Origin of the sequence: Plantactinospora sp. WMMB782 (genome assembly GCF_049179135.1) — a bacterium.
Taxonomy (GTDB): Bacteria; Actinomycetota; Actinomycetes; order Mycobacteriales; family Micromonosporaceae; genus Plantactinospora.
Genome location: NZ_JBMHMC010000007.1, coordinates 6,381,263 through 6,403,663, shown reverse-complemented (window position 1 = coordinate 6,403,663; position 22,401 = coordinate 6,381,263). Strand labels below are relative to the sequence as shown.

The 22,401-nt window shown below is 73.8% G+C and carries 22 protein-coding genes; 8 read left to right on the top strand and 14 right to left on the bottom strand.

What is annotated here, in order from left to right; genetic code table 11:
* Positions 1-141: 141 nt before the first annotated feature.
* Positions 142-1,026, top strand: a complete 885-nt coding sequence (locus tag ACN28A_RS30625) for an alpha/beta fold hydrolase (RefSeq protein ID WP_421401106.1) — start codon at positions 142-144, stop codon at positions 1,024-1,026.
* Between the two features lie 198 nt (positions 1,027-1,224).
* Here ACN28A_RS30625 and ACN28A_RS30620 read toward each other — a convergent pair whose 3' ends face one another.
* Complete coding sequence (locus ACN28A_RS30620) at positions 1,225-1,824, bottom strand: TetR/AcrR family transcriptional regulator (protein ID WP_421401103.1); 600 nt, start codon at positions 1,822-1,824, stop codon at positions 1,225-1,227.
* A 185-nt stretch (positions 1,825-2,009) separates the two neighbouring features.
* Between ACN28A_RS30620 and ACN28A_RS30615 the strand changes: the two genes are divergently transcribed.
* Positions 2,010-2,777: a class I SAM-dependent methyltransferase gene (locus ACN28A_RS30615; protein WP_421401101.1), complete on the top strand. Its 768-nt coding sequence runs from the start codon at positions 2,010-2,012 to the stop codon at positions 2,775-2,777.
* A 101-nt stretch (positions 2,778-2,878) separates the two neighbouring features.
* On the opposite strand, the gene ACN28A_RS30610 is transcribed toward ACN28A_RS30615, so the two are convergent.
* The 12 genes from ACN28A_RS30610 to ACN28A_RS30555 all read right to left on the bottom strand — a co-directional run bounded on the left by ACN28A_RS30610 (position 2,879) and on the right by ACN28A_RS30555 (position 15,844).
* Complete coding sequence (locus ACN28A_RS30610) at positions 2,879-5,254, bottom strand: hypothetical protein (protein WP_421401099.1); 2,376 nt, start codon at positions 5,252-5,254, stop codon at positions 2,879-2,881.
* Positions 5,255-5,421: 167 nt separating this feature from the next.
* Positions 5,422-5,649 carry a helix-turn-helix domain-containing protein gene (locus ACN28A_RS30605; RefSeq protein WP_421401096.1) on the bottom strand — a complete coding sequence of 76 codons (228 nt, stop codon included), beginning with the start codon at positions 5,647-5,649 and terminating at the stop codon, positions 5,422-5,424.
* Positions 5,649-6,245 carry a DUF2975 domain-containing protein gene (locus ACN28A_RS30600; protein ID WP_421401094.1) on the bottom strand — a complete coding sequence of 199 codons (597 nt, stop codon included), beginning with the start codon at positions 6,243-6,245 and terminating at the stop codon, positions 5,649-5,651. Before ACN28A_RS30600 ends, ACN28A_RS30605 begins: the two co-directional genes overlap by 1 nt.
* 153 nt (positions 6,246-6,398) lie before the next feature.
* On the bottom strand, positions 6,399-6,791 hold the full coding sequence (locus ACN28A_RS30595; protein ID WP_421401092.1) for an AtzH-like domain-containing protein: 393 nt from the start codon (positions 6,789-6,791) through the stop codon (positions 6,399-6,401).
* Positions 6,781-8,571 (bottom strand): regulator, encoded by a 1,791-nt coding sequence (locus ACN28A_RS30590; RefSeq protein ID WP_421401090.1) that lies wholly within the window; start codon positions 8,569-8,571, stop codon positions 6,781-6,783. Before ACN28A_RS30590 ends, ACN28A_RS30595 begins: the two co-directional genes overlap by 11 nt.
* An 18-nt stretch (positions 8,572-8,589) precedes the next feature.
* A complete protein-coding gene (locus ACN28A_RS30585; protein ID WP_421401088.1) occupies positions 8,590-9,297 on the bottom strand; it encodes a cysteine hydrolase family protein in 708 nt (235 codons plus the stop codon).
* 50 nt (positions 9,298-9,347) lie between these two features.
* Positions 9,348-10,040 (bottom strand): cysteine hydrolase family protein, encoded by a 693-nt coding sequence (locus ACN28A_RS30580; RefSeq protein ID WP_421401087.1) that lies wholly within the window; start codon positions 10,038-10,040, stop codon positions 9,348-9,350.
* A gap of 28 nt (positions 10,041-10,068) precedes the next feature.
* Positions 10,069-11,880 carry an allophanate hydrolase gene (atzF, locus tag ACN28A_RS30575; protein WP_421401084.1) on the bottom strand — a complete coding sequence of 604 codons (1,812 nt, stop codon included), beginning with the start codon at positions 11,878-11,880 and terminating at the stop codon, positions 10,069-10,071.
* 130 nt (positions 11,881-12,010) lie between these two features.
* On the bottom strand, positions 12,011-12,760 hold the full coding sequence (locus ACN28A_RS30570) for a GntR family transcriptional regulator (protein ID WP_421401082.1): 750 nt from the start codon (positions 12,758-12,760) through the stop codon (positions 12,011-12,013).
* 120 nt (positions 12,761-12,880) lie between these two features.
* The gene (locus ACN28A_RS30565) at positions 12,881-13,591 is read right to left on the bottom strand and encodes a hypothetical protein (protein ID WP_421401079.1); all 711 of its coding nucleotides are present in this window, start codon (positions 13,589-13,591) and stop codon (positions 12,881-12,883) included.
* 539 nt (positions 13,592-14,130) lie between these two features.
* Complete coding sequence (locus ACN28A_RS30560) at positions 14,131-15,156, bottom strand: sensor histidine kinase (protein WP_421401076.1); 1,026 nt, start codon at positions 15,154-15,156, stop codon at positions 14,131-14,133.
* Positions 15,149-15,844, bottom strand: a complete 696-nt coding sequence (locus ACN28A_RS30555) for a response regulator transcription factor (protein ID WP_421401074.1) — start codon at positions 15,842-15,844, stop codon at positions 15,149-15,151. The genes ACN28A_RS30560 and ACN28A_RS30555 overlap by 8 nt, the downstream gene beginning before the upstream one ends.
* Before the next feature lie 137 nt (positions 15,845-15,981).
* Here ACN28A_RS30555 and ACN28A_RS30550 point away from each other — a divergent pair, with 137 nt between their 5' ends.
* Complete coding sequence (locus tag ACN28A_RS30550) at positions 15,982-17,052, top strand: NAD-dependent epimerase/dehydratase family protein (RefSeq protein WP_421401071.1); 1,071 nt, start codon at positions 15,982-15,984, stop codon at positions 17,050-17,052.
* On the opposite strand, the gene ACN28A_RS30545 is transcribed toward ACN28A_RS30550, so the two are convergent.
* The gene (locus tag ACN28A_RS30545; RefSeq protein WP_421401069.1) at positions 17,032-18,486 is read right to left on the bottom strand and encodes a hypothetical protein; all 1,455 of its coding nucleotides are present in this window, start codon (positions 18,484-18,486) and stop codon (positions 17,032-17,034) included. The genes ACN28A_RS30550 and ACN28A_RS30545 overlap by 21 nt on opposite strands.
* 148 nt (positions 18,487-18,634) lie before the next feature.
* Between ACN28A_RS30545 and ACN28A_RS30540 the strand changes: the two genes are divergently transcribed.
* The 5 genes from ACN28A_RS30540 to ACN28A_RS30520 all read left to right on the top strand — a co-directional run bounded on the left by ACN28A_RS30540 (position 18,635) and on the right by ACN28A_RS30520 (position 22,392).
* Positions 18,635-19,312 (top strand): glycosyltransferase family 2 protein, encoded by a 678-nt coding sequence (locus tag ACN28A_RS30540; RefSeq protein ID WP_421401066.1) that lies wholly within the window; start codon positions 18,635-18,637, stop codon positions 19,310-19,312.
* Positions 19,309-19,992, top strand: a complete 684-nt coding sequence (locus ACN28A_RS30535) for a TIGR04282 family arsenosugar biosynthesis glycosyltransferase (protein ID WP_421401064.1) — start codon at positions 19,309-19,311, stop codon at positions 19,990-19,992. The genes ACN28A_RS30540 and ACN28A_RS30535 overlap by 4 nt, the downstream gene beginning before the upstream one ends.
* Complete coding sequence (locus ACN28A_RS30530) at positions 19,989-20,726, top strand: class I SAM-dependent methyltransferase (RefSeq protein WP_421401062.1); 738 nt, start codon at positions 19,989-19,991, stop codon at positions 20,724-20,726. The genes ACN28A_RS30535 and ACN28A_RS30530 overlap by 4 nt, the downstream gene beginning before the upstream one ends.
* Before the next feature lie 137 nt (positions 20,727-20,863).
* Positions 20,864-21,925, top strand: coding sequence for a molybdopterin-dependent oxidoreductase (locus ACN28A_RS30525; protein ID WP_421401061.1), 1,062 nt, complete (start codon positions 20,864-20,866; stop codon positions 21,923-21,925).
* Entirely contained in the window at positions 21,922-22,392 is a 471-nt protein-coding gene (locus ACN28A_RS30520) for a hypothetical protein (RefSeq protein WP_421401059.1), read from the top strand. The genes ACN28A_RS30525 and ACN28A_RS30520 overlap by 4 nt, the downstream gene beginning before the upstream one ends.
* Positions 22,393-22,401 lie beyond the last annotated feature (9 nt).

Sequence of the window (22,401 nt, the reverse complement as noted above, 5' to 3'; positions counted from 1 at the left end):
CCACCGCGACGCGCCGGGGCGGGCGGAGGCGACAAACGTACCGCGCCGCCCGGCCGGTTGTCGGTCGCTCATCGGTTGCTCATCCGTGCCCGGCACGCTGGACGAGCCCACCCGGGCAGGACCAACCAGGAGAGGACACCCATGACCACCGCGATCCCGATTCCAGGTTTCGACTACCGCCGCGTCACCGTCGCCGACGACGTGACGCTCTCCGTGGCGGTGGGCGGCTCGGGCAGCCCGCTCGTGCTGCTGCACGGCTTCCCGCAGACCCATCTGATGTGGCGGCACGTCGCCGTCGACCTGGCCACCGAACACACCGTGATCTGCCCCGACCTGCGCGGGTACGGTGCGAGCGACAAGCCGGCCGCCCACGACGCCGGGACGTACGCCAAGCGGACCATGGCGGCCGACGTCGTCACCATGGCCCGGGAGCTGGGCCACCCGCGCTTCGCGCTCGCCGGCCACGACCGGGGTGCTCTGGTCGCCGTCCGCGCCGGCCTCGACCACCCGGAGGCGGTCTCCCAGCTCGCGGCGTTCGACGTCCTGCCGACCCTCGACATGTGGGACGTCCTGCACGGCGCCGGCGCGGCGGTCGCGTTCCACCTCTATCTGATGGCCCAGCCGCCGGGCCTGCCGGAGCAGCTGATCTCGGCCAGCCCGGACGCCTTCTTCGGCTACTTCCTGGACGCCTGGACCCGGGATCCGGCGGCCATTCCGCCGACGGTGCGGGCCGAGTACCTGCGGGCCTCTCGCGAGGCGGTCCCGTCGATCGTCGCCGACTACCGCGCCTCCGCCGGAATCGACGTCACACACGACGAGGCGGACCGGGCCGCCGGTCGCCGGTTGGCGATGCCGGTCACCGTCGTCCAGCAGGACTGGGGAGCGGCGCTCGGCTACGACGCCGCCGCGCTGTGGCGGGCCTGGGCCCCGGACCTGGTCCACCACACCACCTCGGCCGGCCACTTCATGGCGGAGGAGGCACCGGACGAGATCGCCAAGGTACTGCGCACGCTCGTCACGCGCTGACCACGCCGACCCGGCGGCGGAACCCGGAAGTGCCGCCGGCGATCCGGAGGTGCTGCCCGTGGGCCGGAGGTGGGCCGGAGGTGGGCCGGAGGTGGGCCGGAGGTGGGCCGGAGGTGGGCCGGAGGTGGGCCGGAGGTGGAGGGCCGACGAACCGGGAACGGGGCCCGGGGCGGGCACGGCCGCGACCGGCCGTGCCGGTCAGGGGCCCGGCGTACGCAGGGCGCCGGCGACGACCGTGGTCACCAGCCGGTGCACGGCCGCGCTGTCGGGCCGGTCGCCGGTGCGGTCGGCGAACAGCAGGTGCCCGGCCCCGATCAGGGTGTAGCCGAGGGTCTCGACGTCGGCGTCGGCCGCGATCCGCCCCAGCGCACGCTCCTCGCCGAGGTACTCGCCGAACATGACGGCAGCCTCGGTCAGCACCGGTACGCCGGCCGGCCAGGTCTGGCGGAGCCGCGCCCGTAACTCGTCCCGGAACGTCACGAGGGCGACGATGGCCACCGCGACCGACCCGAAGAGGGCCGCCAGGGCGGTCGCCAGGTTGTCGGCGACGGTGCCGGTGCCGGCCGACTCGCGCAGGACGGCAACCTGGGAGTCGAGCCGGTCGATGCGGTCCAGCACGTACCCGACAAGAAAGGCGTCAAAGTCGTCGAAGTGACGGTGCAGCACGCCCTTGGCACAACCCGCCTCGGTGGTGACCGCTCGGCTGGTCAGCGCGCTCGGCCCGTCCCGGAGCAGGATGCGGTCGGCGGCGTCGAACAGTTGGGTTCGGACGTCGCGGATTGCCACTCCCGTCGGCACCGGCGCCAGCTCCCTTCCTCGTTGGGACGACCGGTCCATTCCAGCACGACGAGTGGCCGGAGTGCCCGATTGAGGGTCGACGGGCTCTCCCGATTGACGAGTGGGCGCATGCCCACTAGCGTGGGCACATGCCCACTCCAACTTCTGACCAGCCGGATCCGGTCGAACCACACCGCCATCGCCAGGTGGCGGAGTCGTTCGGCACGGACCCGGAACGCTACGACCGGACCCGGCCGAGCTACCCCGAGGCGCTGCTGGCGCGGATCGTCGCCGCCAGCCCCGGCCCGGACGTCCTCGACGTCGGCTGCGGCACCGGCACGGCGAGCCGGCAACTCCGGGCGGCCGGCTGCACCGTCCTCGGCGTCGAGCCCGACGCGCGGATGGCCGAGTTCGCCCGGCGTACCGGGATCGAGGTCGAGGTGGCGACCTTCGAAGCCTGGGATCCGGCCGGCCGGCGGTTCGACGCCGTCGTCGCCGGCACCGCCTGGCACTGGGTCGACCCGGTCGCCGGCATGGCCCGGGCCAGCCAGGTACTGCGTCCGGGCGGCCTGCTGGCGCCGTTCTGGCACGCGTTCCAACTGCCGCCCGAGGTGGCGGACGCCTTCGCCGGGGCCTACCGGCAGGTCGCCCCCGACGCGCCGTTCCGGATCCCGGCGGCGTGGCCGGGACTCGACTCCTACCAGCCGATGTTCGACGCCGCCGCCGACGGGATCCGCCGGGCCGGCGGCTTCACCGAGCCGGACCAGTGGCGATTCGACTGGGAACGCGACTACACCCGCGACGAGTGGCTGGACCAGTTACCCACCTCCGGCGCGGCGACCCGACTGCCCCCGGACGCCCTGGCCGAACTCTGCGCGGCCGTCGGGGCGGCCGTGGACGCGCTCGGCGGCAGCTTCACCATGCGGTACCGCACCGTGGCGGTGGCCGCCACCCGTACCGGCGCCAGCGACTGACCCGGGGCCAGCCGCGACGGTGCCGGGATGCGCCCGAGGGCGTCCCCCCGGTCGGGAGGGACGCCCTCGGCGGAACCTGTCGTTCGGTCGTACCGAGCTGATCAGTCGTCGTCCTGCACCGTCAACATGCCGTACGCGTCACCCACCGAGACACCTTGCACCGCCTTGACCGCGACCACGTACCGCCGGCCGTCCCCGGGCTGGGTGTTGCCGGTCACCGGGACCGGGACGGCGATCGTGGTACCGCCGGACGCGACGGTGACCAGGCTGGCCGTGGCGAGCCCGGTCACCGGGTCCACGACGAAGACCCGCACCTGGCCGGTGCCGCTGCCGCTGCCGGAGACCTGCGCCGGCACCTGGTAGGTGACCGTGCCGGAGTCGCCCTCCTGGACCGTCCGCTCGCCCAGGTCGACCCGGGGCATCGAGACCGGTTGCGGCGCCGGGGTGCCGGGCCGCCAGCCCCAGGCGTCGATGAGCCAGATCCGGGCCCAGGTCTCGCCGGCCCGCGGGACGAGCACCAGGGTGGTCACCTGGCCGAGGTTCAGCCCGGCCGACCTGGCGTTGGTCAACGGCATCCGCACCTCCTGCGCCCAGTCGTCGGCGGTCTGCGTCGGCGCCGGGAACGGCTCGAGGGTGGTGCTGCCGAGCGTGGCCTGCCGGCCCGCCGAGTCGGCGATGGCGACGTCGAACCGGGTACCCGGGGAGCCGCCCGGGACCGCCACCCGCAACGCCACCGCCTCCGCGCTGGAGAGCGAGACCGCCGCTGGCGGCCGGAGGCTGACCGGGGTGCCGGGCGAGCGCCAGTCCACCTCGACCGCGTACCGGCCGGCCTCCGGGACGATCGGGTCGAAGGTCGCGAAGTGCGGGGAGTTGGAGTTGCCGCACCAGGCCGGATTGCTGCCGGCGGCGACCTGCTCGCAGAGCCGGGCGGCGGCACCGTTGACCGCTGTGGAGCTGTCCGGCACCAGGAAGCGGGTCCGGTTGCCGCCGACCGCGTGGCTGAGCACCGTCGCCGGATCCGTCGAAGGAGCCCGGAAACCGGAGCCGTCCAGCAGCGGGCGCACCTGGTCGTTGCCGGCCACGAAGGTGGCCGCGGCGGCGGCGACGTAGGTGGCACCGACGTTCTGCTGCTGCACCGGGGTCAACCGGGTCGGCGACGCGCTACGGCATACCGGGTCGTACGGGCTGGGGTAGTCGTCCCAGGACTTCGCGACGGAGAGTCCGGGAGTCCACTCGGTGTTGAAGTAGTTGTGGTTGGCGCCGATGGCGTAGACGACGCCGTGCAGGGCGAATCCTCGCCCGACTCCCCGGGTGGCGTCCGCGTAGAGCTGCCCCTCCAGGTCGGACAGGTCACCGTCGCAGCTCGGCAGGATCGTCACCGACGGTACGTCCGGAGCCGGGTTGTGGCTGTAGATGGACGGGGCGATCAGCGCCAGCCCGCGGATCTGCCAGCGCACGGTCCCGGGATAGCCGTCCTGGGTGGCGGGCGGCCGGGTGAGACTGTCGACGGCGGCCCGGCTCACCCCCTCGCCACCTCGGGAGTGGCCGACCAGCAGCACGTTCGACATGTTCGGCACCGGCGCCGAGCGGACCACGTCCGGCGCGGTGGAGCGGCCGGAGCCGGCCCAGTCCGCCCAGTGGCCCAGGTGCAACCGGACCAGGGAGGAGCGGGCCTGCGCGCCCGCGTCCTGCGGCGGCAGGCCGGCTCCGTCCTGCGCGTTTATCGAGTTCGCCGCGACGGAGACGGTGACGTAGCCCTGCGAGGCGAGGAGTTGCTGGATCCGCTCGTAGCCGCGATGGCTGGGCAGCGTGTTCCAGCCGCTCGGGCAGGGCCAGACCGTGGTCGGCTCGGCGGTGCCCTGGTAGCAGGTCGGGTGCCGGCCGTGCAGGATCAGCACCAGCGGGCGCTGCCCGGAGGTGCCCTGCGGCGCGACGACGTAGCCGCGCATCTCCACCGGTACGGCGAAGCCCGGCAACTGCACGTCCGGCAGGACGTACTCGCCGCTGGTCGTCGGGTACGGGCCGGGCAGGCCCGGGTCCACCGGGTTGGCGGGAAGTTGGGCCGCGGCCGGTGCCGACGGCGCCGCACTGCCGCGTGGCGCCGTCTCCTCGACGGCCGCGTCGAGGGGCCGCCCGCCGGCGCGTACCCGAAGGTCCGCCAGGTGCCGGGCGGTGACGTCGTCGATGGGCAGTCGGAACGTGCGCTGGTCGCTCGCCGCACCGGGCCGGCCGAGCAGCCGGTCACCGGCGTAGAACTCGACCGCCGCACCGCCGGTCCGGACCGGTTGGTCCGATCGCCAGCCGAGTTCGAACCCGGCGGCGGTCGGGGTCAGCGTCCAGCCTTCCGGCAGGGACGTCCGGGCGGCCACGCCCGGCCGACCACTCGGCTCCGCCGGGCTGGCCCAGGCGGCGCCGCCACCGCCGAGCGCCATGGTCAACGATATTGCGGCAGCCGTCACCGCTCTGCCGACGTGCATAGACGTCCTCCCCCGTGCGTATTCCGTTGTCGACCTGGGAACGCCAGCTCCGTCGGGAGCGCTCCCAGCCCGGTGCGCCGCCAATCCTAGAGCGTTCCAGCCATCACGATCAATGAATCATCTACATAGGACTCAAGGCGGTGGTCCACGACGACGGCCGGCGCTGTTCACGGATCTTGGGTCACGGTGAGCAGATCGCCGGGCTGGCAGTTCAACTCGCGGCAGAGCGCGGTCAGGGTGCTGAACCGGATCGCCCTGGCCCGGCCGTTCTTCAGTACCGAGAGGTTGGCCAGGGTGAGACCGACCCGGTCGGCCAGCTCGGTCAGGGTCAGACCGCGTTGGGCCAGCAGCCTGTCCAGGTGGACCTCGATCCGGTGCTCGTCCTCGGGCGGCATCAGATGACCGTCTCCAGCTCCGCCCGCATCGCGACCCCCCGACGCACGATCTCGGCCGTCGCGAAGAATCCGAACCCCAGCAGCAGCAACAGCCCGGTACGCGTCAGGTCCACGGTGGTCGTCGCCACGCCGTCCGCGGTGACCCGTGCGGTCAACTCGAACGACGCGACCACCTGGGCGACCTGGGCCAGCAGACCGCCGCCGAGACCCACCCAGCCGATCGACCGCAGCCGCCGGACGGTGGCGGCGGAGAACGGATCCTCCCGGCGCGCCCGGCGCAGCGCGAACCAGAGCAGCGCCAGCACCGCCCCGCCGACGAGAAGGGCCGGCAGTCCGGTCAACTGATAGGCCACCAGCTCGCCGGGGGTGGGGTCCGCGACCCGCACCTCGACGTCGCCGCCGAGCACCGCGCCGGAGCGCAGGCCGGCGGTGGCACCGCCGACGTCCGGCAGCGCCTCTGCCGGCACCCGGGCGACCACCGGCCCGCCACGGAGCAGGCCGACGAGATGGAAGGCGATGGTCCCGACCAGCACGAGCAGGGCCAGGGCCACGACTCCCTGTAGCTCGGCCAGCCAGTCCGGCTTGCGCAATCTCATGCCACACCTCCGACTTATCGATTACCGATATCTCGATAATCGATAAGCCGGGGTGGGTTGTCAAGTCACGCCCCGGACCTGCCGACCACTGCCCGGAGCGGAGACCGGGGTGACCGCAGGGCCGGACGGCGCCGGTGGCAGCCCGCGGCCCGCTCAGGGACGGGCCGGCACGGCGGCGTACTCGGAGACGTGCGCGCTGACGATCCGCCAGCCGACGGGCAGGCGTACCCAGGTCTGGGTCTGCCGGCCGGTCGCGGCGCCGCCGGGATAGTCGAAGAAGGTGTTCACCACCGCCGTGTCGGTGCCGAAGGTGCTGATCAGCGTGCCGTGCAGGCGGCGGCCCGGTGGCAGCGGCGGCTGCGCCGACCGCCACCGCCGCTGCTCCTCGATGCCGATCTGGTGGTCGGCGACGCCGAACCGGACCGTTCGGGCCGACGCCCAGAAGTACCCGACGACCGCGTCCACGTCCCCGGCCACCAGCGCCGCCTCGTAACCGGCGAACTCGGCCGCGATCTCGGCGACCACCTCGGGCCGGTCAACGTCCACCGGTGCCGGCCTCCGCTCCGGCGGCCGAGGCCTCGGCAGGCGCCGTCCCGGCAGCCGAGGTCTCGGCAGGCGAAGCCTCAGCGGGCGCCGTCTCGGCAGTCGAAGCCTCAGCGGGCGCCGTCGCGATGGCCGGGCTCGGGGCAGCCAGGCTCGGGGAGGCCGAGTCCGGGGCAGCCGGGGTCGGGGAAGCGGCCAGCCGGGCGGACCCGGCGCCGTGCTGGCGGTCCAGCTCCAGCTCCTCCGCGTCCGGCTCCCGAGGTGGGATCTTCGCCAGCGCGAAGAGACCACAGACCACCGCCACGAAGACATAACCGAGCGCGACCTGCCCGTTGGCGTTCCACTCGATCCGTTCGCCGTGGATGAGCCCGACGAAGGAGAGCACCGCGCCCACCCCGGCGAAGACGGCCGCCCGGAAGAACCGCTTGTCGATGATGAAGACCACCACCGCGCCGAGGACCAGACCGGCCAGGATCGCGCCCTGGCCGAGCACCAGCAGCCCGTCGTAGACGACACCCGCCCCGGCCAGCGCCGAGTCGCCGACCTCGGCCGCGGTGGTGCCGGCGGCGGCGAGTGCGTTGTCCATCTGCCCGGTCGCCCAGGCCGCGATGTTCGGCACCAGCGCGGCGACCACCGCCGCGCCGTGGATCCGGGGGGTCGCCTGGAATGCCTGGGCGCCGATCAGCAGGCCGATGTAGAGCAGGATCGGCACGATCGCGGCGGTCGGGAAGATCGTCGCCAGCAGCCCGAACATGCCGAGGAAGCAGAGGACGGCGATGACCACGCCGGTCGCCATCGAGTAGCCGCTGCGACCACCGGCCGCCTTCCAGCCCGGATGCCCAACGTAGACGGCCGGCGGGAACGGGGAACCCAGCGCCGAACCGATCACCGCACCGGCCCCGTCGGCGAGCAGGACGCTGCGCAGGTTGTAACTGTCCCCGGCGGTCGCCGCGCTCTCCACGTTCGTCATCCCCTCGGTGAAGTTGTAGACACCGAGCGGGATCGCCGTGGCGAGCAGTGGCGCCATCTCGGCGAGGCCGTCGAAGAGGAGGCCGAACTGCAACGACGGCAGTCCGAGTGCGATGTCGCCGGCCGCCGCCGAGACGTCGGGTACGGACATCGCACCGCCGAGCCAGCCGATCGCGGTACCGAGCAGCAGGGCGGCCAGGCCGATCGGCAGGTTGCCGGGCAGGCGTACGTCGGTGAGCAGTCCGATCAGCAGCAGCGCGAAGACCGGCAGGGCGACCCACGCCATCCGCCACATCTGGCCGGCCGGGTTCATCGAGATGAACGTGATCGAGATCCCGGCGAGCGTGCCGAGCAGCGCGGCCCGGGGTGCGTACCGCCGGATGTAGGGGCCGACGAACGCGCCCACCAGCACGATGACGCCGATGATGAACGCCCAGGCCACCCCGGCCTGCCAGGCCTGCCTCGGATCCTGGGTACGCAGGTAGATCGGAAGCATGATCACGAAGATCACGATGAACATGTGCGGCACGCTGGGGCCGTACGGCAGCGCGGTGACGTCGGTGCGGTTCTCCCGGCGGGCCAGCCGGCGGGCCAGCACGGTGTAGTAGACGTTGCCGGCGACCAGGGCGATGCCCAGCGCGGGAAGGATGGTACCGAAGACGTCACCGGAGGAGAGCCGGACGACGCCGAGGCAGAGAGCGGTAAGGGTCAACACGTTGACCAGGACGTTGACGCCGAAGCCGAAGAAGGCGTTTGTGTCACCGCGTACCCACAGCGGCAGGCTCGCGGCGGCGCGTTCGGTGCTTCTTGCCATCACGGGCACTCCAAGCGATCAGGAGGGTTGCAGAACGGACGGTGCGGGCTGGCTGGCCGGGGCGGTGCGCAGGGCGGCGATCAGCGCGGTCGAGTCGGCGACCCAGCCGAAGATGCCGCCCTGCGCGGCGATCATGTCGAGGCCGACCCGCTGGAACTCGGGGAAGTAGGAGCCGACGCAGTCCGCCAGCACCAGGCACTCGTAGCCCCGGTCGTTCGCCTCCCGCACCGTGGTGTGCACGCAGACCTCGGTCGTCACGCCGGTGACCAGCAGGCTGCCGATGCCACGATCGGCGAGCAGGGTGTCGAGCCCGGTGGCGTAGAAGGCACCCTTGCCGGGCTTGTCGACCACCGGCTCACCGTCGACCGGGGCCAGTTCGTCGACGATGTCGTGGCCGTACTCCCCCCGGATCAGGATCCGGCCGTTCGGGCCGGGGTCGCCGATCCGCATGCTGGGGGCGCCCCGGTCGCGTTTGGCGGGCGGGCAGTCGGAGAGGTCCGGCAGGTGGCCCTCCCGGGTGTGTACCACCGGCAGCCCGGCCTGCCGGGCCGCCGCGAGCAGCGCCGCCAGCGGGTCGATGGTGCGGCGCAGCTCGGCGACGTCGTTGCCGAGGCTCTCGCCGAAGCCGCCGGGTTCGAGGAAGTCCCGCTGCATGTCGATGACCAGCAGCGCGGTCCTGGCCAGGTCGAAGGTGTACGGATGGGGACGCGCGTCGACGATCGGCATGGGTCGTCCTTGGGTGGGAAGGGATGATCCGTCGAGGAGGCGTCGAGGACTCAGTCCTCGGTGATCGCGGCGAGGACGTCGGCGGAGTTGGCGACGCAGCCGAACACCCCGCCCTGCATGGTGACCATGTGCAGGGCGGCCGCGTGGTTGGTCGGGTCGGTCGCCCCGGTGCAGTCGGAGAGGATCAGGCACTCGTAGCCCCGGTCGTTCGCCTCCCGCATCGTCGTGTGTACGCAGACGTCGGTGGTGATGCCGGTCAGGATCAGGTGGGTGATGCCCCGGGTCCGCAGTACCAGATCCAGGTTGGTGGCGTAGAAGGCGCCCTTGCCGGGCTTGTCCACGACCACCTCCCCGGCCACCGGGGCGACCTCGGGCACGATCTCCCAGCCGGGTTCGCCCCGGACCAGAATCCGCCCGCAGGGGCCGGCGGCGCCGATCTCGGCGCCGATCCGGGCGGAGCGCCACCGTTTGTTGGGCGGCAGGTCGGACAGTTCCGGGTCGTGGCCCTCCCGGGTGTGCACCACCAGCAGGCCGATCTCCCGGGCCCGGGCCAGCAGCCGGGCGGTGGCCGGCAGGCCGGACCTGGTGAGCCCGATGTCGTAGCCCATGCTGTCGACGTAGCCGCCGGGGCCGCAGAAGTCGACCTGCCAGTCGATGCAGAGCAGTGCGGTGCGTTCGGCGGGTGCCGAACCGTCGTACGGCCAGAGGTAGGGGTCGGCTTTGACGGGGCCGATGCGGGGCATGGGGGCTGGTCCCTTCGGGCGGGCGTGGTCAACCGGTACGCGTGCCCTGCCGGTAGGCTCGCCAGCCCCCGGCGGCGCTGATGTCCTCGGCGGTCGCGACGGCGGTCGCGTACGCCTCGGCGAGGAACCCGAGCACCTCCCGGCCGTCGTGCAGGCGCAGCCAGCCGAGGGAGAGTGGCGCGGGCACTCCGCGCAGCAGCCCACCGATCGCGTCGACCGGCAGCCGCCACAGTTCGATCTCGATGGCCGTGCCCCGCCCCGGGCCGACCCGGACGAGGCTCGGCAGGCCGACGCCGTCGTCGGAGGGCAGCCGGTACAGCCGGTAGAGCGGCGCGGTCCGGGCGAGGCCGGCGAGGGTCGCGCCCCGCTCGACGAGTTCGGCGTTGCGGGACTCGCCGCGCAGATGCCGGCCGACGACCGCGAGCAGCACCCGCCCGTCGCCGTCCGGCTGCGGTTCCGGGGCACCGCCGGCCCGGACCGCGAGCGGATCCGGCCGGCCGGTCAGGGCCGCGGCGAGCCGCATCAGGGTGCCGTCGCCGAAGGCCGGCCCGAGCAGGGTCAGGCTCGCCGGCCGGCCGGCGGCGGTGAAACCGTTGGGTACGCTCACCGCCGCCAGGTCCAACAGGTTGGCGAACTGGGTGTACCTGCCGAGCATCAGGTTCCGCCCGATCGGGTCCTCCTCGATCTCCGCGAGCGTGAACGTGGTGCCAACGGTCGGCACCACGAGTACGTCGATCCGCCGCCACAACCGGTCCGCCCAGGCGCGCAGTTCCCGGAGCCGGTGCCACGCCCGGAACAGGTCGGTGGCGTCGTAGCGCCGACCTTTCTCCAGCACCTCCCGGGTCACCGGCAGTACGGCGTCCGGCCGGCGTCGGAGGAAGTCACCGAGGTCGGCCAGCCGTTCCGCCACCCACGGCCCCTGGTAGAGCAGGTCACCGGCCTCGAAGAGCGGCCCGATGCCGACCGGTTCGATGCCGCCGACCAGGTTGCCGAGCCGGTCCCGCCCAGCGGCGAACCGGTCCCGCTGGCCGAGGTCGCCGAAGAAGTCCAGGTCCTCCGATCGCGGCACGCCGAGCCGCACCGCCGACGGCTCCCGCCCGGCGACGTACCCGGCCGGCAGCGCCCGACTCCAGGGGTCGTCCGGGTCGACACCGCTGGCCACCCCGAACACCGCCGCCGCGTCGTCGACAGTGCGGGAGAAGATCGAGACACAGTCGAGCGACCGGCAGGCCGGGACGACGCCGAGGGTGCTGAGCAACCCTCGGGTCGGCTTCAGCCCGACGATCCCGTTGCAGGCGGCCGGCACCCGCCCGGAGCCGGCGGTGTCGGTGCCCAGCGCGAACGCGACCGCCCCGGCGGCGACCGCGACCGCCGAACCGGAGCTGGAACCGCCGGAGATCAGACCGCCGCCGAAGATGCTCTGCACCGCCCCGTACGGCGAGCGGGCGCCGGTCAGCCCGGTGGCGAACTGGTCGAGGTTGGTCTTGCCGACCAGCATCGCCCCGGCGTCGAGCAGCCGGGTCACCACCGGAGCCGTCCGCTCCGGCCGGTAGGCGAACTCCGGGCAGCCGGCGGTGGTCGGCAGCCCGGCGACGTCGATGTTGTCCTTGACCGCGAACGGCACCCCGTACAACGGCAGGCTGGCCAGTTCGGTCCGGCGCCGGTGCAGCTCCGCCGCCCGGTGGCGGAGCTGTCCGGCCGGAACGGTGCTGATCCACACCGCGTCCCCGGCGGGCTCGGGAAGGGCGGCGAGGACCTGCTCGGCGACCTCCGGGGTGGTCAGCTCGCCGGTCGAGTACCCGGACCGCAGCTCCGTAGCGGTGCCGATCGGCTCTGGCATACAAACGATTGTCGACAGTTCTGTTTCGACGGAACGCCACCGAGGTAACGACGATGTGTCGCGGCCGGCAGCCGGCGCCGTGCGCCGCCACCGGGATCGACCGGTGGACCCAGGTAGGGCGGGAGGCCGGTCAGCCGAGGTAGGACCGGGCGCCGTGTGAGGCCAGCACCTCGATCACCGGCTCCGGGTCGCCGTCCGCGACCGCCGCGAGCAGTCGCTCGTGCCGGTGCAGACCGTCGCCGGGCTGCGCCACCTCCGCCTCCCGGCGCAGGTTGAGCGCCATGTAGAGCTGCAACTTCAGCAGGATCGCCTCGTAGACGGCGGAGAGCTGCCGGTTGCCCGCGAGCGCCACCAACTCGACGTGGAAGGCCCGGTGCGCCTCGGCGGCACCGAGCCGGTCGCCGGCCTCGATCGCCTCGCGCATCCCGTCCAACGCCGCCCGCAGCCCGGCCAGCTCCGTCGCCGACCGGATCGGCAGGGCGGCACGCACGGCGTGCCGTTCCAGGACGTCGCGTACCGCGTACAGCTCCTGGACGTCCCGGTCGGAGAGGGTGGCCACCCGGGCACCCCGCCGGGGTACGTGCTCGACCAGTCCCTGCTGGGCGAGCAGCCGCAACGCCTCGCGCAGCGGGGCCCGGCTGATCCCCAACCGCCTGGTGAGCTGCTCCTCGACCAGCCGCTCCCCCGGCCGGGTCTTGCCGCTCAGGATCTCGCGACGCAGCCGGAGCACGGCGAGCTCGACGAGACTCGCGCTCTCCAGCTCGCCGTCCACGGCCGGTCCGCCGACACCCCGGTACGACGAGACCGGTCCGCGCTGTCCCGCCGGGTCACGAGCGGCGTCATCGCCGAGACTGACGGCCCGCTCGGTTGACTCGGTCACGCCGAAGAGTCTGCCACCCACCCCGACCGGCTCGGCCCCGGGCCGACGACCGGAGCCGGATACGCCGTTGGCCGGGTCCCCTGTGGTGGGGACCCGGCCAGCGGATGGCTCTGTCTGCTCTCAGCTGTTGTTCCAGGCCTCGGCGACGAGGTCGGCTGCCTGGTCCTCCCACTGCGCGTACGCCTGCGGGAACGCCGACACCTGCACCTTCTGCGCCGCCACGGTCAACGGCAGATCCCGCCAACCATCAACCTGCTTCAGGCCCTTCAGGAACGCGGTCGTCGCGTACTCCGGATCAGTGATCTGCTCCACCGAACCCCAACCCGACGACGGACGCTGCTGGAACAACCCCTGCGAGTCATGATCATTCCGGTCACCCAGATGACCCAGATTCTCCAACTTCGACTCCTGCAGCGAGGTACCCACCGCGATCACCGCGGCACGCTCGTCCAACCCCGCCTTCTTCGTCGCCTTCACGATCGCCCGCACATTCCCGGCCTGCTCGGCCGACAGGTCGATCCGCGACTGCTCACCCTGCACACCACGCGGCACCAACCGGTCCCGCGACGGCTTACCCTTACGATCCTTCTTGTCGCTCTTCTTCTCGCCCTTGTCGCCCTTCTTGCCCTTGTCGTTCTTGTGGTCCTTGTCGGCCATCACCGACTGCGACACCGGCGAACCGACATGCTCCGGGGCCGCCTGCGCCGCCACCGCGGGGCCGGCCACAGCGCCGCCGACGAACGCCAGACCAGCCACACCCAGAGCACCCTTACGAACGATCGACGTCTTCTCGATGGCCGGAAGCCACCGACTGAACAGCATCGTGTTCATGATGGTCGTCCTTCCAATCGGGGATGAGCACCCACCAGGGGGACGGCAGGCGCCATTGGAAACACAAAGCCCAAAAAGATTCGGTCCGGCCGGACTACCAGCCGCCGCGGGGGACACGGCGCTGCCCGTACTCAACCGAACACCGTATGTAACGACCGGTGGCCCCGGATCATTCCCAGCGGCCAGCCATCAGCCCAGCTCACGGGCGGCGCTACTCGGCCGTACGCGTAATGTAACGACCGACCCCCGGCCAACATTCCAGCCGGACCGCCTCGATCACCACCCCGAACCAGACATCCGAACACACCCCGCCACGACCGGCCACGGGCCGGGCGAGTTGTCCGGACGGAGACTGTCGAGCTGCCCCGCCCACCCGCCCACCACACCAAACCAACGCCCGGAATGTCGCGCCCCGTCCACGCACCCAGCTCGACAGCCTCCGCGCGAGGCATCACCCAGCCAGCCAGCAGGCCACAGCAGGCCAGCCGGCCAGGAAGCCAGCCAGCCGGCCAGCAGGCAGGCAGGCCATCGGCCACCGGTCAGGCGGCGCTGAGCCGGACCACGAACCGGCAGCCCTCGGCGGTGTTCTGCACGTCGACGTGCCCGCCGTGCGCTTCGACCAGTCCGTGCACGATGGCGAGGCCGAGTCCGCCGGAGGCGCCCGCGCCGGCACCGACCCCCGGGCCGGGGGTACGGGCGGGTTCTCCCCGGAACGCCACGTCGAAGAGCCTGGGCAGGTCCCCTGGGGGGATGCCCCCGCAGGTGTCCGCGACCGCCAGCCAGGCGCCGTCACGTTCCCGGCCGGCCTCGACGCGCACCGTGCCGTCCTCGGGGGTGTACCGGACGGCGTTGAGCAGCAGGTTGCCGACCACCCGGGCGAGCTCCGGCTCACTGGCGACCACGGTGGGCCAGCCGGACTCGGCCGCGACGAGGCGGATCCGCCGGGCCGCCGCCAGCGGGGCGGTACTGGCCAACGCGTCCGAGACCACCTCACCCAGCGGTACGGCGGTCAGCGACAGGCGCAGTGCCCCGGCGTTGATCCGGGACAGTTCGAACAGGTCGTCGACGAGTCGGGTCATCCGGTCGGTCTCGGTCCGGATGCGGCGGTGGTACTCGCCGACGGTCTCCGGGTCGTGCACCACCCCGTCCTCCAGCGCCTCGGCCATCGCCCGCAGCCCGGCCAGCGGGGTACGCAGGTCGTGTGAGACCCAGGCGACGAGATCCCGGCGCCCCTTCTCCAACCGCCGCTCCCGCTCCCGGGCCTGGGCCGCCCAGACCGCCGCCGCCGCGAGTCGCCGCCCGAAGTGCCCGCCGACGGCGAGGCTGACCACCGCGGCCGCCGCGACGGTGATCAAGACGACCTCCAGGTCGTGCGGGGACAGGAACATCGCCTCGGCGACCACGGCGACGCCGCCGACCACCGCCAGTACGGTCACGGCGAGCAGCACGTACAGGTGCACGGTGATCGAGGTGTGCCGCAGCCGCCGCAGCAGCAGCGCCCCGGCCAGACCGACGGCCAGGGCCGCGGCGAGCGCGATCGAGAAGATGAACGCCAGGTCACGCATGGGCCGGCTCGTACCGGTAACCGACGCCCCAGACCGTCACTATCCGGCGCGGTTCGGCCGGGTCGTGTTCGATCTTCTCCCGCAGCCGCCGGACGTGCACGGTCACGGTCGAGTGGTCCCCGAAGTTCCAACCCCAGACCTGTTCCAGCAGCTCGGCCCGGGTGAACGCCCGGGACGGATGCCGCATCAGGTGCACCAGCAGATCGAACTCCCGCAGGGTCAGGGCGAGTTCGGCGCCGCGCAGCATCGCCAGCCGGGGGCCGGTGCGGACCTCGAGATCGCCGTCGGCGAGCCGGTCGGGCCGGTCCGGGGCCGGCTCACCGGCGACCCGGCGGAGCACCGAGCGGACCCGCAGCACCAGTTCGCGCGGCGAGAAGGGCTTGCTCAGGTAGTCGTCGGCACCCAGTTCCAGGCCGAGGATCCGGTCCGCCTCGTCACCCCGTGCGGTCAACATCACGATCGGGATGCCGTCCGGCCGCCGGCGCAGTTCCCGGCAGACCTGCAGGCCGCTCACCGTGGGCAACATCAGATCGAGTACGACGAGATGGGGCGCCCGACGCGCAACCGCGGCCAGAGCCTCCGCGCCGTCGTCGACGTGACTCACCTGGTAGCCGGCGTGCCGCAGATAGCGGCAGACCACGTCGCTGACGGTCCGGTCGTCGTCGACCACGAGTACCCGCTGCGTCACCACCCACCTCCCACCGGTTCCACCCGGCCAGCCTAGCCACGCCGCCGACTGAAGCCGGTCGGCCGAGATCTTGCGGGAGTCTTACGGCCGTGCCGGGACCGGCGGCGCGGGCACCGGCAGACAATACGGTGACCGGAATGCGGACACTCGTCACCGGCGCCGCCGGTTTCATCGGCTCACACGTCGCGGACCTGCTCGTCGAGAACGGGCACGAGGTGGTGGCGGTGGACGCGCTGCTGCCGCAGGTGCACGGTGCGGCCGCACCGGAGTGGGCACACCGGCACCGGCCGGTCGTCGGTGACGTCCGCGACCTCGACCTGCTGGCCGAACTGCTGCGCGGCGTCGACGCCGTCTGCCACCAGGCGGCAATGGTCGGACACGGTCTCGACCCGGCCGACGCTCCCCGGTACGCCGGGCACAACGACCTCGGCACCGCGACCCTGCTGGCGGCGATGCACGGTGCGGGAGTGCGCCGGCTCGTGCTGGCCAGCTCGATGGTGGTGTACGGCGAGGGGCGCTACCACTGCGCGCAGCACCAGGTGGTGCGGCCGTCCGAGCGGCGCCCCGCCGACCTGGCCGCCGGCCGCTACGAGCCGCGCTGTCCCCGCTGCGCCGATCCGCTGGCTTCCGGCCTGGTGCCGGAGGACGCCCCGCTGGAACCGCGCAGCACGTACGCCGCGACGAAGCTGGCCCAGGAACACCTGGCCGGGGCGTGGGCCCGGCAGACCGGCGGAGAGGTCTGGGCGCTGCGCTACCACAACGTCTACGGCCCGCGGATGCCCCGGGACACCCCGTACGCCGGGGTCGCCTCGATCTTCCGGTCGGCGCTGGCCGCCGGCCGGCCGCCGCAGGTGCTGGAGGACGGGCGGCAGCGGCGCGACTTCGTCGCCGTCGGGGATGTCGCCCGGGCCAACCTGCTGGCGTTGCACAGCGACCCCCCGGAGCCGTTTGTGGCGGTGAACGTCTGCTCCGGTGAACCGCACACCGTCGGCGAGCTGGCCCGCGAGCTGGCCACCGCGACGGGCGGCCCCGGGCCGGTGGTGGTCGGCGGCGGGCGGGCGGCCGACGTCCGGCACGTGGTCGCCGATCCCGCCCGGGCGGCCCGGCTGCTCGGCTTCACCGCCCGGACCTCGTTCGCCGACGGCGTCGCCGAGTTCGCCGCCGCGCCGCTGCGCGCACCGGCGACGTCAGGAGACCGTCCACAGTAGGTGGTTGACCGCCAACGCGGTCAGTGCCTGGGCCGCCAGCCACCGGGACCGGTGTCGGGCCGGCAGGTGCGCGGTGGCGACCAGCAGCCAGACGCCGAACGGCAGCCAGATCCGCTCGACCTCCGCCTTGCTCAACCCGGACAGGTCCGCCGCCAGCACCGTCACCGCCGCGGCGATCGGCAGCCAGACCGCCGGTCCGCCCGAGCCGGCCAGCCAGCCCGTGCCGGCCAGCCAGCCGCCCGGCCGGGATGCCGGCCGGCCGGCAGCGTCGCGGCCCGTTCGGCGAGAGCGCTGGTCCGCTCGCCCGATCCGGCCCCCGTCGCGCCTGGCGGCCGCCAGGCCGGTCCAGCCGGCGAGCACGGCGCGGCGGAGTGCCGGTCCGAGCACCGGGCCGACGGCGAGCAGCAGGGCGGCCAGGTTCGCCCAGATCCAGTACCCGTACGGGCGGTCCGCCGCCCAGCCCTGGTAGTAGCGCCGGACCACCAGGTGGTAGCCGTCCCACCACCAGAAGCCGGCGGCGGTGAACCCGGCGACGACGACGGCCACCGCCAGCACGGCCGCCAGGAAGGCACCGGCCCGGTCCCGGGTACGCAGCACCAGCACGGTCAGCGCGAGCAGGCCGACGAGCACGAACCCGTACGACAGGTAGAGCGCGAAGCCGAGCAGCAGGCCGCCGAGCGCCGCCCGGCCCCGCCCGCCGACGGCCAACAGGGCCAGCCCGGCGGCGACCACCCCGGTGAAGATCCCGTCCGCCGAGGCGCCTATCCAGACCGCACCGGGAAACAGCAGCAGGAACGGCCATCCGGCCCGAGCGGCGGACTCGTCGCCGAGCGCCCGCAGGGTCACCGGAACCGACACCGACACGGTCGCCCCGACCAGCACACAGGCCAGCCCCGCCACCGCCCCGCCGCCCAGGCCGACCCGGTCCAGCAGGACGAAGACCAGCAGGGCGCCCGGCGGGTGCCCTGCGGTGTGCGTGGACCAGGAATCCGGCTGGAAGTCGAGGATCCGCCCGGTGAACCCCGCCAGCATCGCGCCGATGTCGGTCACCCGGGGCACCTCGTGCAGGTACTCGGCCTGCACCGTCAACCGTTGCGCCAGGCCGGCGGACCAGCCGTCGACCAGGGCCAGCGACATCGTCCAGGCCAGCGCGCCCAGGTAGCCGACGGCGAGCAGCCGGGGCCACGACGCGTGCTGGGCGAATCGGTGGCCGTATCCGACCACCAGCACGGCGACCAGCAGCGCGGCCGGGGTGCCCGGGCCGACGTGCGGTCGCCAGGTGGCGTAGAGCGGGGCGGCGTCGGCGTACAGGTCGGCGCCTCGGGCGTTGAGCAGCGCGCCGACCGTGATCGCGGCGGCCAGCAGCACCGCCTCGACCGTGACGACGACCGCGTCGGCGTGCCGGGGTCGTACCGGCCGGTTCCGGATGGTCATGGCGACCGCGACGGTACGAGGTACCGGCACCGGAACCCCAGGGCGACGGGCCGGACGTCAGCGAATCGTAAGACCCGTTGCGGCGTAAGGGTTCCGTAAGCCCGCGAGGCGTCCTCCGCCGGCGGTGCCGCGCCTAGCGTCTCCGGACATGAGCGCAACGATCGACGTGCTGTTGCCGTGTCTGGACGAAGCGGCCGCACTGCCGGGCGTACTCGCCGCGCTGCCGCCCGGCTACCGGGCCGTCGTGGTGGACAACGGCTCCACGGACGGGTCGCCGGAGATCGCCGCCGCACACGGGGCGCGGGTGGTCACCGAGCCCCGGCGGGGCTACGGCGCGGCGGTGCACGCCGGCCTGCTGGCGGCCGAGAGCGAACTGGTCTGCGTCCTCGACGCGGACGGCTCGTTCGATCCGGGCGAGCTGCCCCGGTTGGTCGCCCCGGTACTCGACGACCGCGTCGACCTCGCGGTGGGCCGCCGCCGGCCGGTCTCGGCGACGGCGTGGCCGTGGCACGCCCGGGCCGGCAACGCGCTTGTCGCCGCGCTGCTGCGGCGCCGGGGCGTACCCGTGCACGACGTCAGCCCGGTCCGGGCCGCGCGCCGCACCGCGCTGCTGCGGCTCGGGGTGGCGGACCGGGCCTTCGGCTATCCGCTGGAACTGCTGCTGCGGGCGGCGGCCGCCGGGTGGCGGATCGTCGAACTGGACCTGGCGTACGCGCCCCGGGCGGCGGGCACCACCTCGAAGGTCTCCGGTTCGGTACGCGGCACGCTGCGCGCCACCCGGGACTTCGCCGGAGTGCTGCGCTCGGATCTCGGTGCCGGCCGATGAACGTGCTGCTCGTGGTTGCCAAGGCACCGGTGCCGGGGCTGGCGAAGACCCGGCTCTGCCCGCCGGCCACCCCTCGCCAGGCGGCCCGGATCGCGGCGGCGGCCCTGCTGGACACCCTCTCGGCGGTACGCGACACCGGCGCGACAGTGCCGGTGCTGGCCCACACCGGCCGGTTCTCCGACGCGGAACACGGTGCCGAACTGGCCACCGCGCTCAGCGGCTGGCACCTGTTGCGCCAGCACGGGGAGACGTTCGCCGACCGGCTCGCCCAGGCCCATGCCGAGGTCGGCGCGGCCTTCCCCGGCCTGCCGGTGTTGCAGATCGGCATGGACACCCCGCAGGTTCGCCCCGACATCCTCGCCGACGCGCTGCACCGGCTCGCCGGCACCGACGCGGTACTCGGGCCGGCCGTCGACGGCGGCTGGTGGGCCCTCGGACTACGCGACCCGGCACACGCGGCCGTACTCCGCCAGGTGCCGATGTCCACCGCCGACACCGGACGGCTGACCCTGGCCGCACTGCGGAGCCGGGGCGTACGCGTCACCGCCCTGCCGGTGCTGCCTGACGTGGACGACTGGCCCGCCGCCCTGGCGGTGGCGGACCAGCTGCCCGGCAGCCGGTTCAGCCGGGCCGTCGACGCGGTGGGCGTTCCGGCACCCGGAGCCGGGGCACGCCGATGAGTGTCCGTGGCGCGTACCGGGGCGGGTCCCTCGGCGGCTTCGACGGCCCGCTCGCACCGGCGGTCGGGGCGGCCAGGTGGACCGGCCGGTCCGGTCGGCCGGCCGGGGCCGGTGTGCCGGGCGGATCCCGCCGGGCCGAGCACTGGCTGGTGCACGCCGACGCGCCGCCGTACCCGTTGCCGGTCCGCCGCTGGCACGGGCCACCGGAACCGGCGGTCGGCCCGGTCGTGGCCCGCTGCCTCGGCCCCACCATCGACCTCGGATGCGGGCCTGGCCGGTTGACCGCGGTGCTGGCCCGGCGCGGCGTCGTGGCGCTCGGCGTCGACATCTCGGCCCGGGCGGTCCGGCTGACCCGGGCCCGGGGCGCCGCCGCGGTGCGCCGCGACATCTTCGCGCCGCTGCCGGGCACGGGACGCTGGGCGCACGCCCTGCTTGTCGACGGGAACATCGGCATCGGTGGCGATCCGGTGGCGCTGCTGCGCCGCTGCGCCGCGCTGCTCGCCCCGGGTGGCAGCGTGCTGGCCGAGCTGGAGCCGCCCGGCACCGGGCTGTGGCAGGGGCTGGCGCACGTCGTCTCGATCGGACCGGACCGCCGGCCGTGCCGTGGACCCGCGTTCCGCTGGGCCCGGGTCGGGGTGGAGGCGGTGGAGCACCCTGCCGCCGGTGCGGGGCTGCGGGTGGCCGAGCTGCTGCGCTCCGGTGACCGCTGGTTCGCCGAACTGGTCCGCCGATGACCCGCCGGCCGCTGTTCCGCCGGGCTGGTCGGTTCGTCGTCCGCCGGCCCCAGGTCCGTCGGGCTGGTCGGTTCCTTGTCCGCCGGGCGCAGGTGCCGCGCCCCGAGGACTTCACGGGGCCGGCACACTCGGCGCCGGTGGCGGCCCGGCTCGGCCGCTGGCTCGGGGTGGCGTTCGGACTCTGCTTCGTCACCGGCCTGCTCAGCCACGCCGCCGCCGATCCGCCGAGCTGGTTCGGCTGGCCGAGCCGCCCGGTGAACCTCTACCGGATGACCCAGGGCGTGCACGTGCTCGCCGGGATCGCGGCGATCCCGCTGCTGCTGGCGAAGCTGTGGAGTGTCTATCCCCGGCTGTTCGTCAGGCCACCCCGCCGGCCGGGCCGGCTGGCCGGGCACCTACTCGAACGGGTCTCCATCCTGGTGCTGGTCTGCGCCGCCTTCTTCGAGCTGGTCACCGGGCTGTTCAACGTCGCGCAGTCGTACCCGTGGCGGTTCTTCTTCCCGGCCGCGCACTACGCGGTGGCCTGGCTGGCGGTCGGCGCCCTGCTGGTGCACGTCGGCGTCAAGCTGCCGGTGATCCGGGCGGCGCTGGCCGATCCGCTCGACCGGCAGCCGGTGCCCGGCCGCCGGGCCTTCCTGCGCACCGCCGCCGGCACGGCCACGGTCGCGGTCCTGGCCACGGCCGGCGGCACGGTGCCGTGGCTGCGCCGCGTCTCCGCGCTGGCCTGGAGTTCGGGCACCGGTCCGCAGGGGGTGCCGGTGAACCGCACCGCGGCCGCGGCCGGAATCGTCGTACCGGCCGGCTGGCACCTGGAGGTCGTCTGGACCGGCGGCCGGCGCCGGCTCGACCTCGCCGACCTGACGGCCCTGCCGCAGCGGACCGGACGGCTGCCGATCGCCTGCGTGGAGGGTTGGAGTGCGGTGGCGGACTGGACCGGGGTGCCGGTGGCCGACCTGCTCGCCGCCGTCGGTGCGCCGACCGGCCGCCCGGTGCGGGTCTCCTCGCTGGAGTCCGCCGGCCTGTACGCGACAAGCACACTGCCGGCGGCGCACGTCCGCGACCCGCTGACGCTGCTCGCCCTGCGGGTCAACGGGGAGGTGCTGGCACCGGACCACGGGTACCCGTGCCGGATCATCGCCCCGAGCCGTCCAGGAGTGCTACAGACCAAGTGGGTGTCCCGGCTGGAGGTGCTGGGATGACGCCGGGCGCCGGGCAGGACGGTGGCACGGGAACCGTCCGGGTCGCCCGGACCGTCCTGATCGGACTGGGCCTCGCGGCGGCGGCGTACGGCGTGACCGTGCTGCCCCGCCCCGGACCGCTGCTGCCCTGGCTGCTCGCCGGTCCGCTGCTGCACGATCTGCTGGTCGCCCCGCTGGTCGGCCTGGTCGGACTCGTCCTCGGCCGGCTGGTCCCCGACCGGACGACCCGCACCCGGATCGGCGCCGGGCTGGCGGTCACGGCGATCCTGCTCCTGGTCGCGGTGCCGCTGCTCTGGCGGCCGGCTCCCGGACCGCCCAACCCGGGGCTCCAGGACCGGAACTACCTGATACAGCTCGCCATCTGGCTGGCGGTGCTCTGGGGCGGGATCGCGATCGGCCAGCGGCTCCGCCGGAGGGTGGCCCGATCCCGGCAGAAGCGGGAGGGCGCCGCGGACTCCGCCCGGTGAACCTGCGCC

Coding starts and splice junctions, on each gene's coding strand:
- ACN28A_RS30610 (WP_421401099.1), bottom strand. CDS start 5,254: ATGCACGTCGGCAGAGCGGTGACGGCTGCCGCAATATCGTTGACCATG.
- ACN28A_RS30625 (WP_421401106.1), top strand. CDS start 142: ATGACCACCGCGATCCCGATTCCAGGTTTCGACTACCGCCGCGTCACC.
- ACN28A_RS30600 (WP_421401094.1), bottom strand. CDS start 6,245: ATGAGATTGCGCAAGCCGGACTGGCTGGCCGAGCTACAGGGAGTCGTG.
- ACN28A_RS30520 (WP_421401059.1), top strand. CDS start 21,922: ATGACGCCGGGCGCCGGGCAGGACGGTGGCACGGGAACCGTCCGGGTC.
- ACN28A_RS30565 (WP_421401079.1), bottom strand. CDS start 13,591: ATGAACACGATGCTGTTCAGTCGGTGGCTTCCGGCCATCGAGAAGACG.
- atzF (WP_421401084.1), bottom strand. CDS start 11,880: ATGCCAGAGCCGATCGGCACCGCTACGGAGCTGCGGTCCGGGTACTCG.
- ACN28A_RS30560 (WP_421401076.1), bottom strand. CDS start 15,156: ATGCGTGACCTGGCGTTCATCTTCTCGATCGCGCTCGCCGCGGCCCTG.
- ACN28A_RS30530 (WP_421401062.1), top strand. CDS start 19,989: ATGAGTGTCCGTGGCGCGTACCGGGGCGGGTCCCTCGGCGGCTTCGAC.
- ACN28A_RS30550 (WP_421401071.1), top strand. CDS start 15,982: ATGCGGACACTCGTCACCGGCGCCGCCGGTTTCATCGGCTCACACGTC.
- ACN28A_RS30545 (WP_421401069.1), bottom strand. CDS start 18,486: ATGACCATCCGGAACCGGCCGGTACGACCCCGGCACGCCGACGCGGTC.
- ACN28A_RS30585 (WP_421401088.1), bottom strand. CDS start 9,297: ATGCCGATCGTCGACGCGCGTCCCCATCCGTACACCTTCGACCTGGCC.
- ACN28A_RS30590 (WP_421401090.1), bottom strand. CDS start 8,571: ATGGCAAGAAGCACCGAACGCGCCGCCGCGAGCCTGCCGCTGTGGGTA.
- ACN28A_RS30535 (WP_421401064.1), top strand. CDS start 19,309: ATGAACGTGCTGCTCGTGGTTGCCAAGGCACCGGTGCCGGGGCTGGCG.
- ACN28A_RS30605 (WP_421401096.1), bottom strand. CDS start 5,649: ATGCCGCCCGAGGACGAGCACCGGATCGAGGTCCACCTGGACAGGCTG.
- ACN28A_RS30580 (WP_421401087.1), bottom strand. CDS start 10,040: ATGCCCCGCATCGGCCCCGTCAAAGCCGACCCCTACCTCTGGCCGTAC.
- ACN28A_RS30540 (WP_421401066.1), top strand. CDS start 18,635: ATGAGCGCAACGATCGACGTGCTGTTGCCGTGTCTGGACGAAGCGGCC.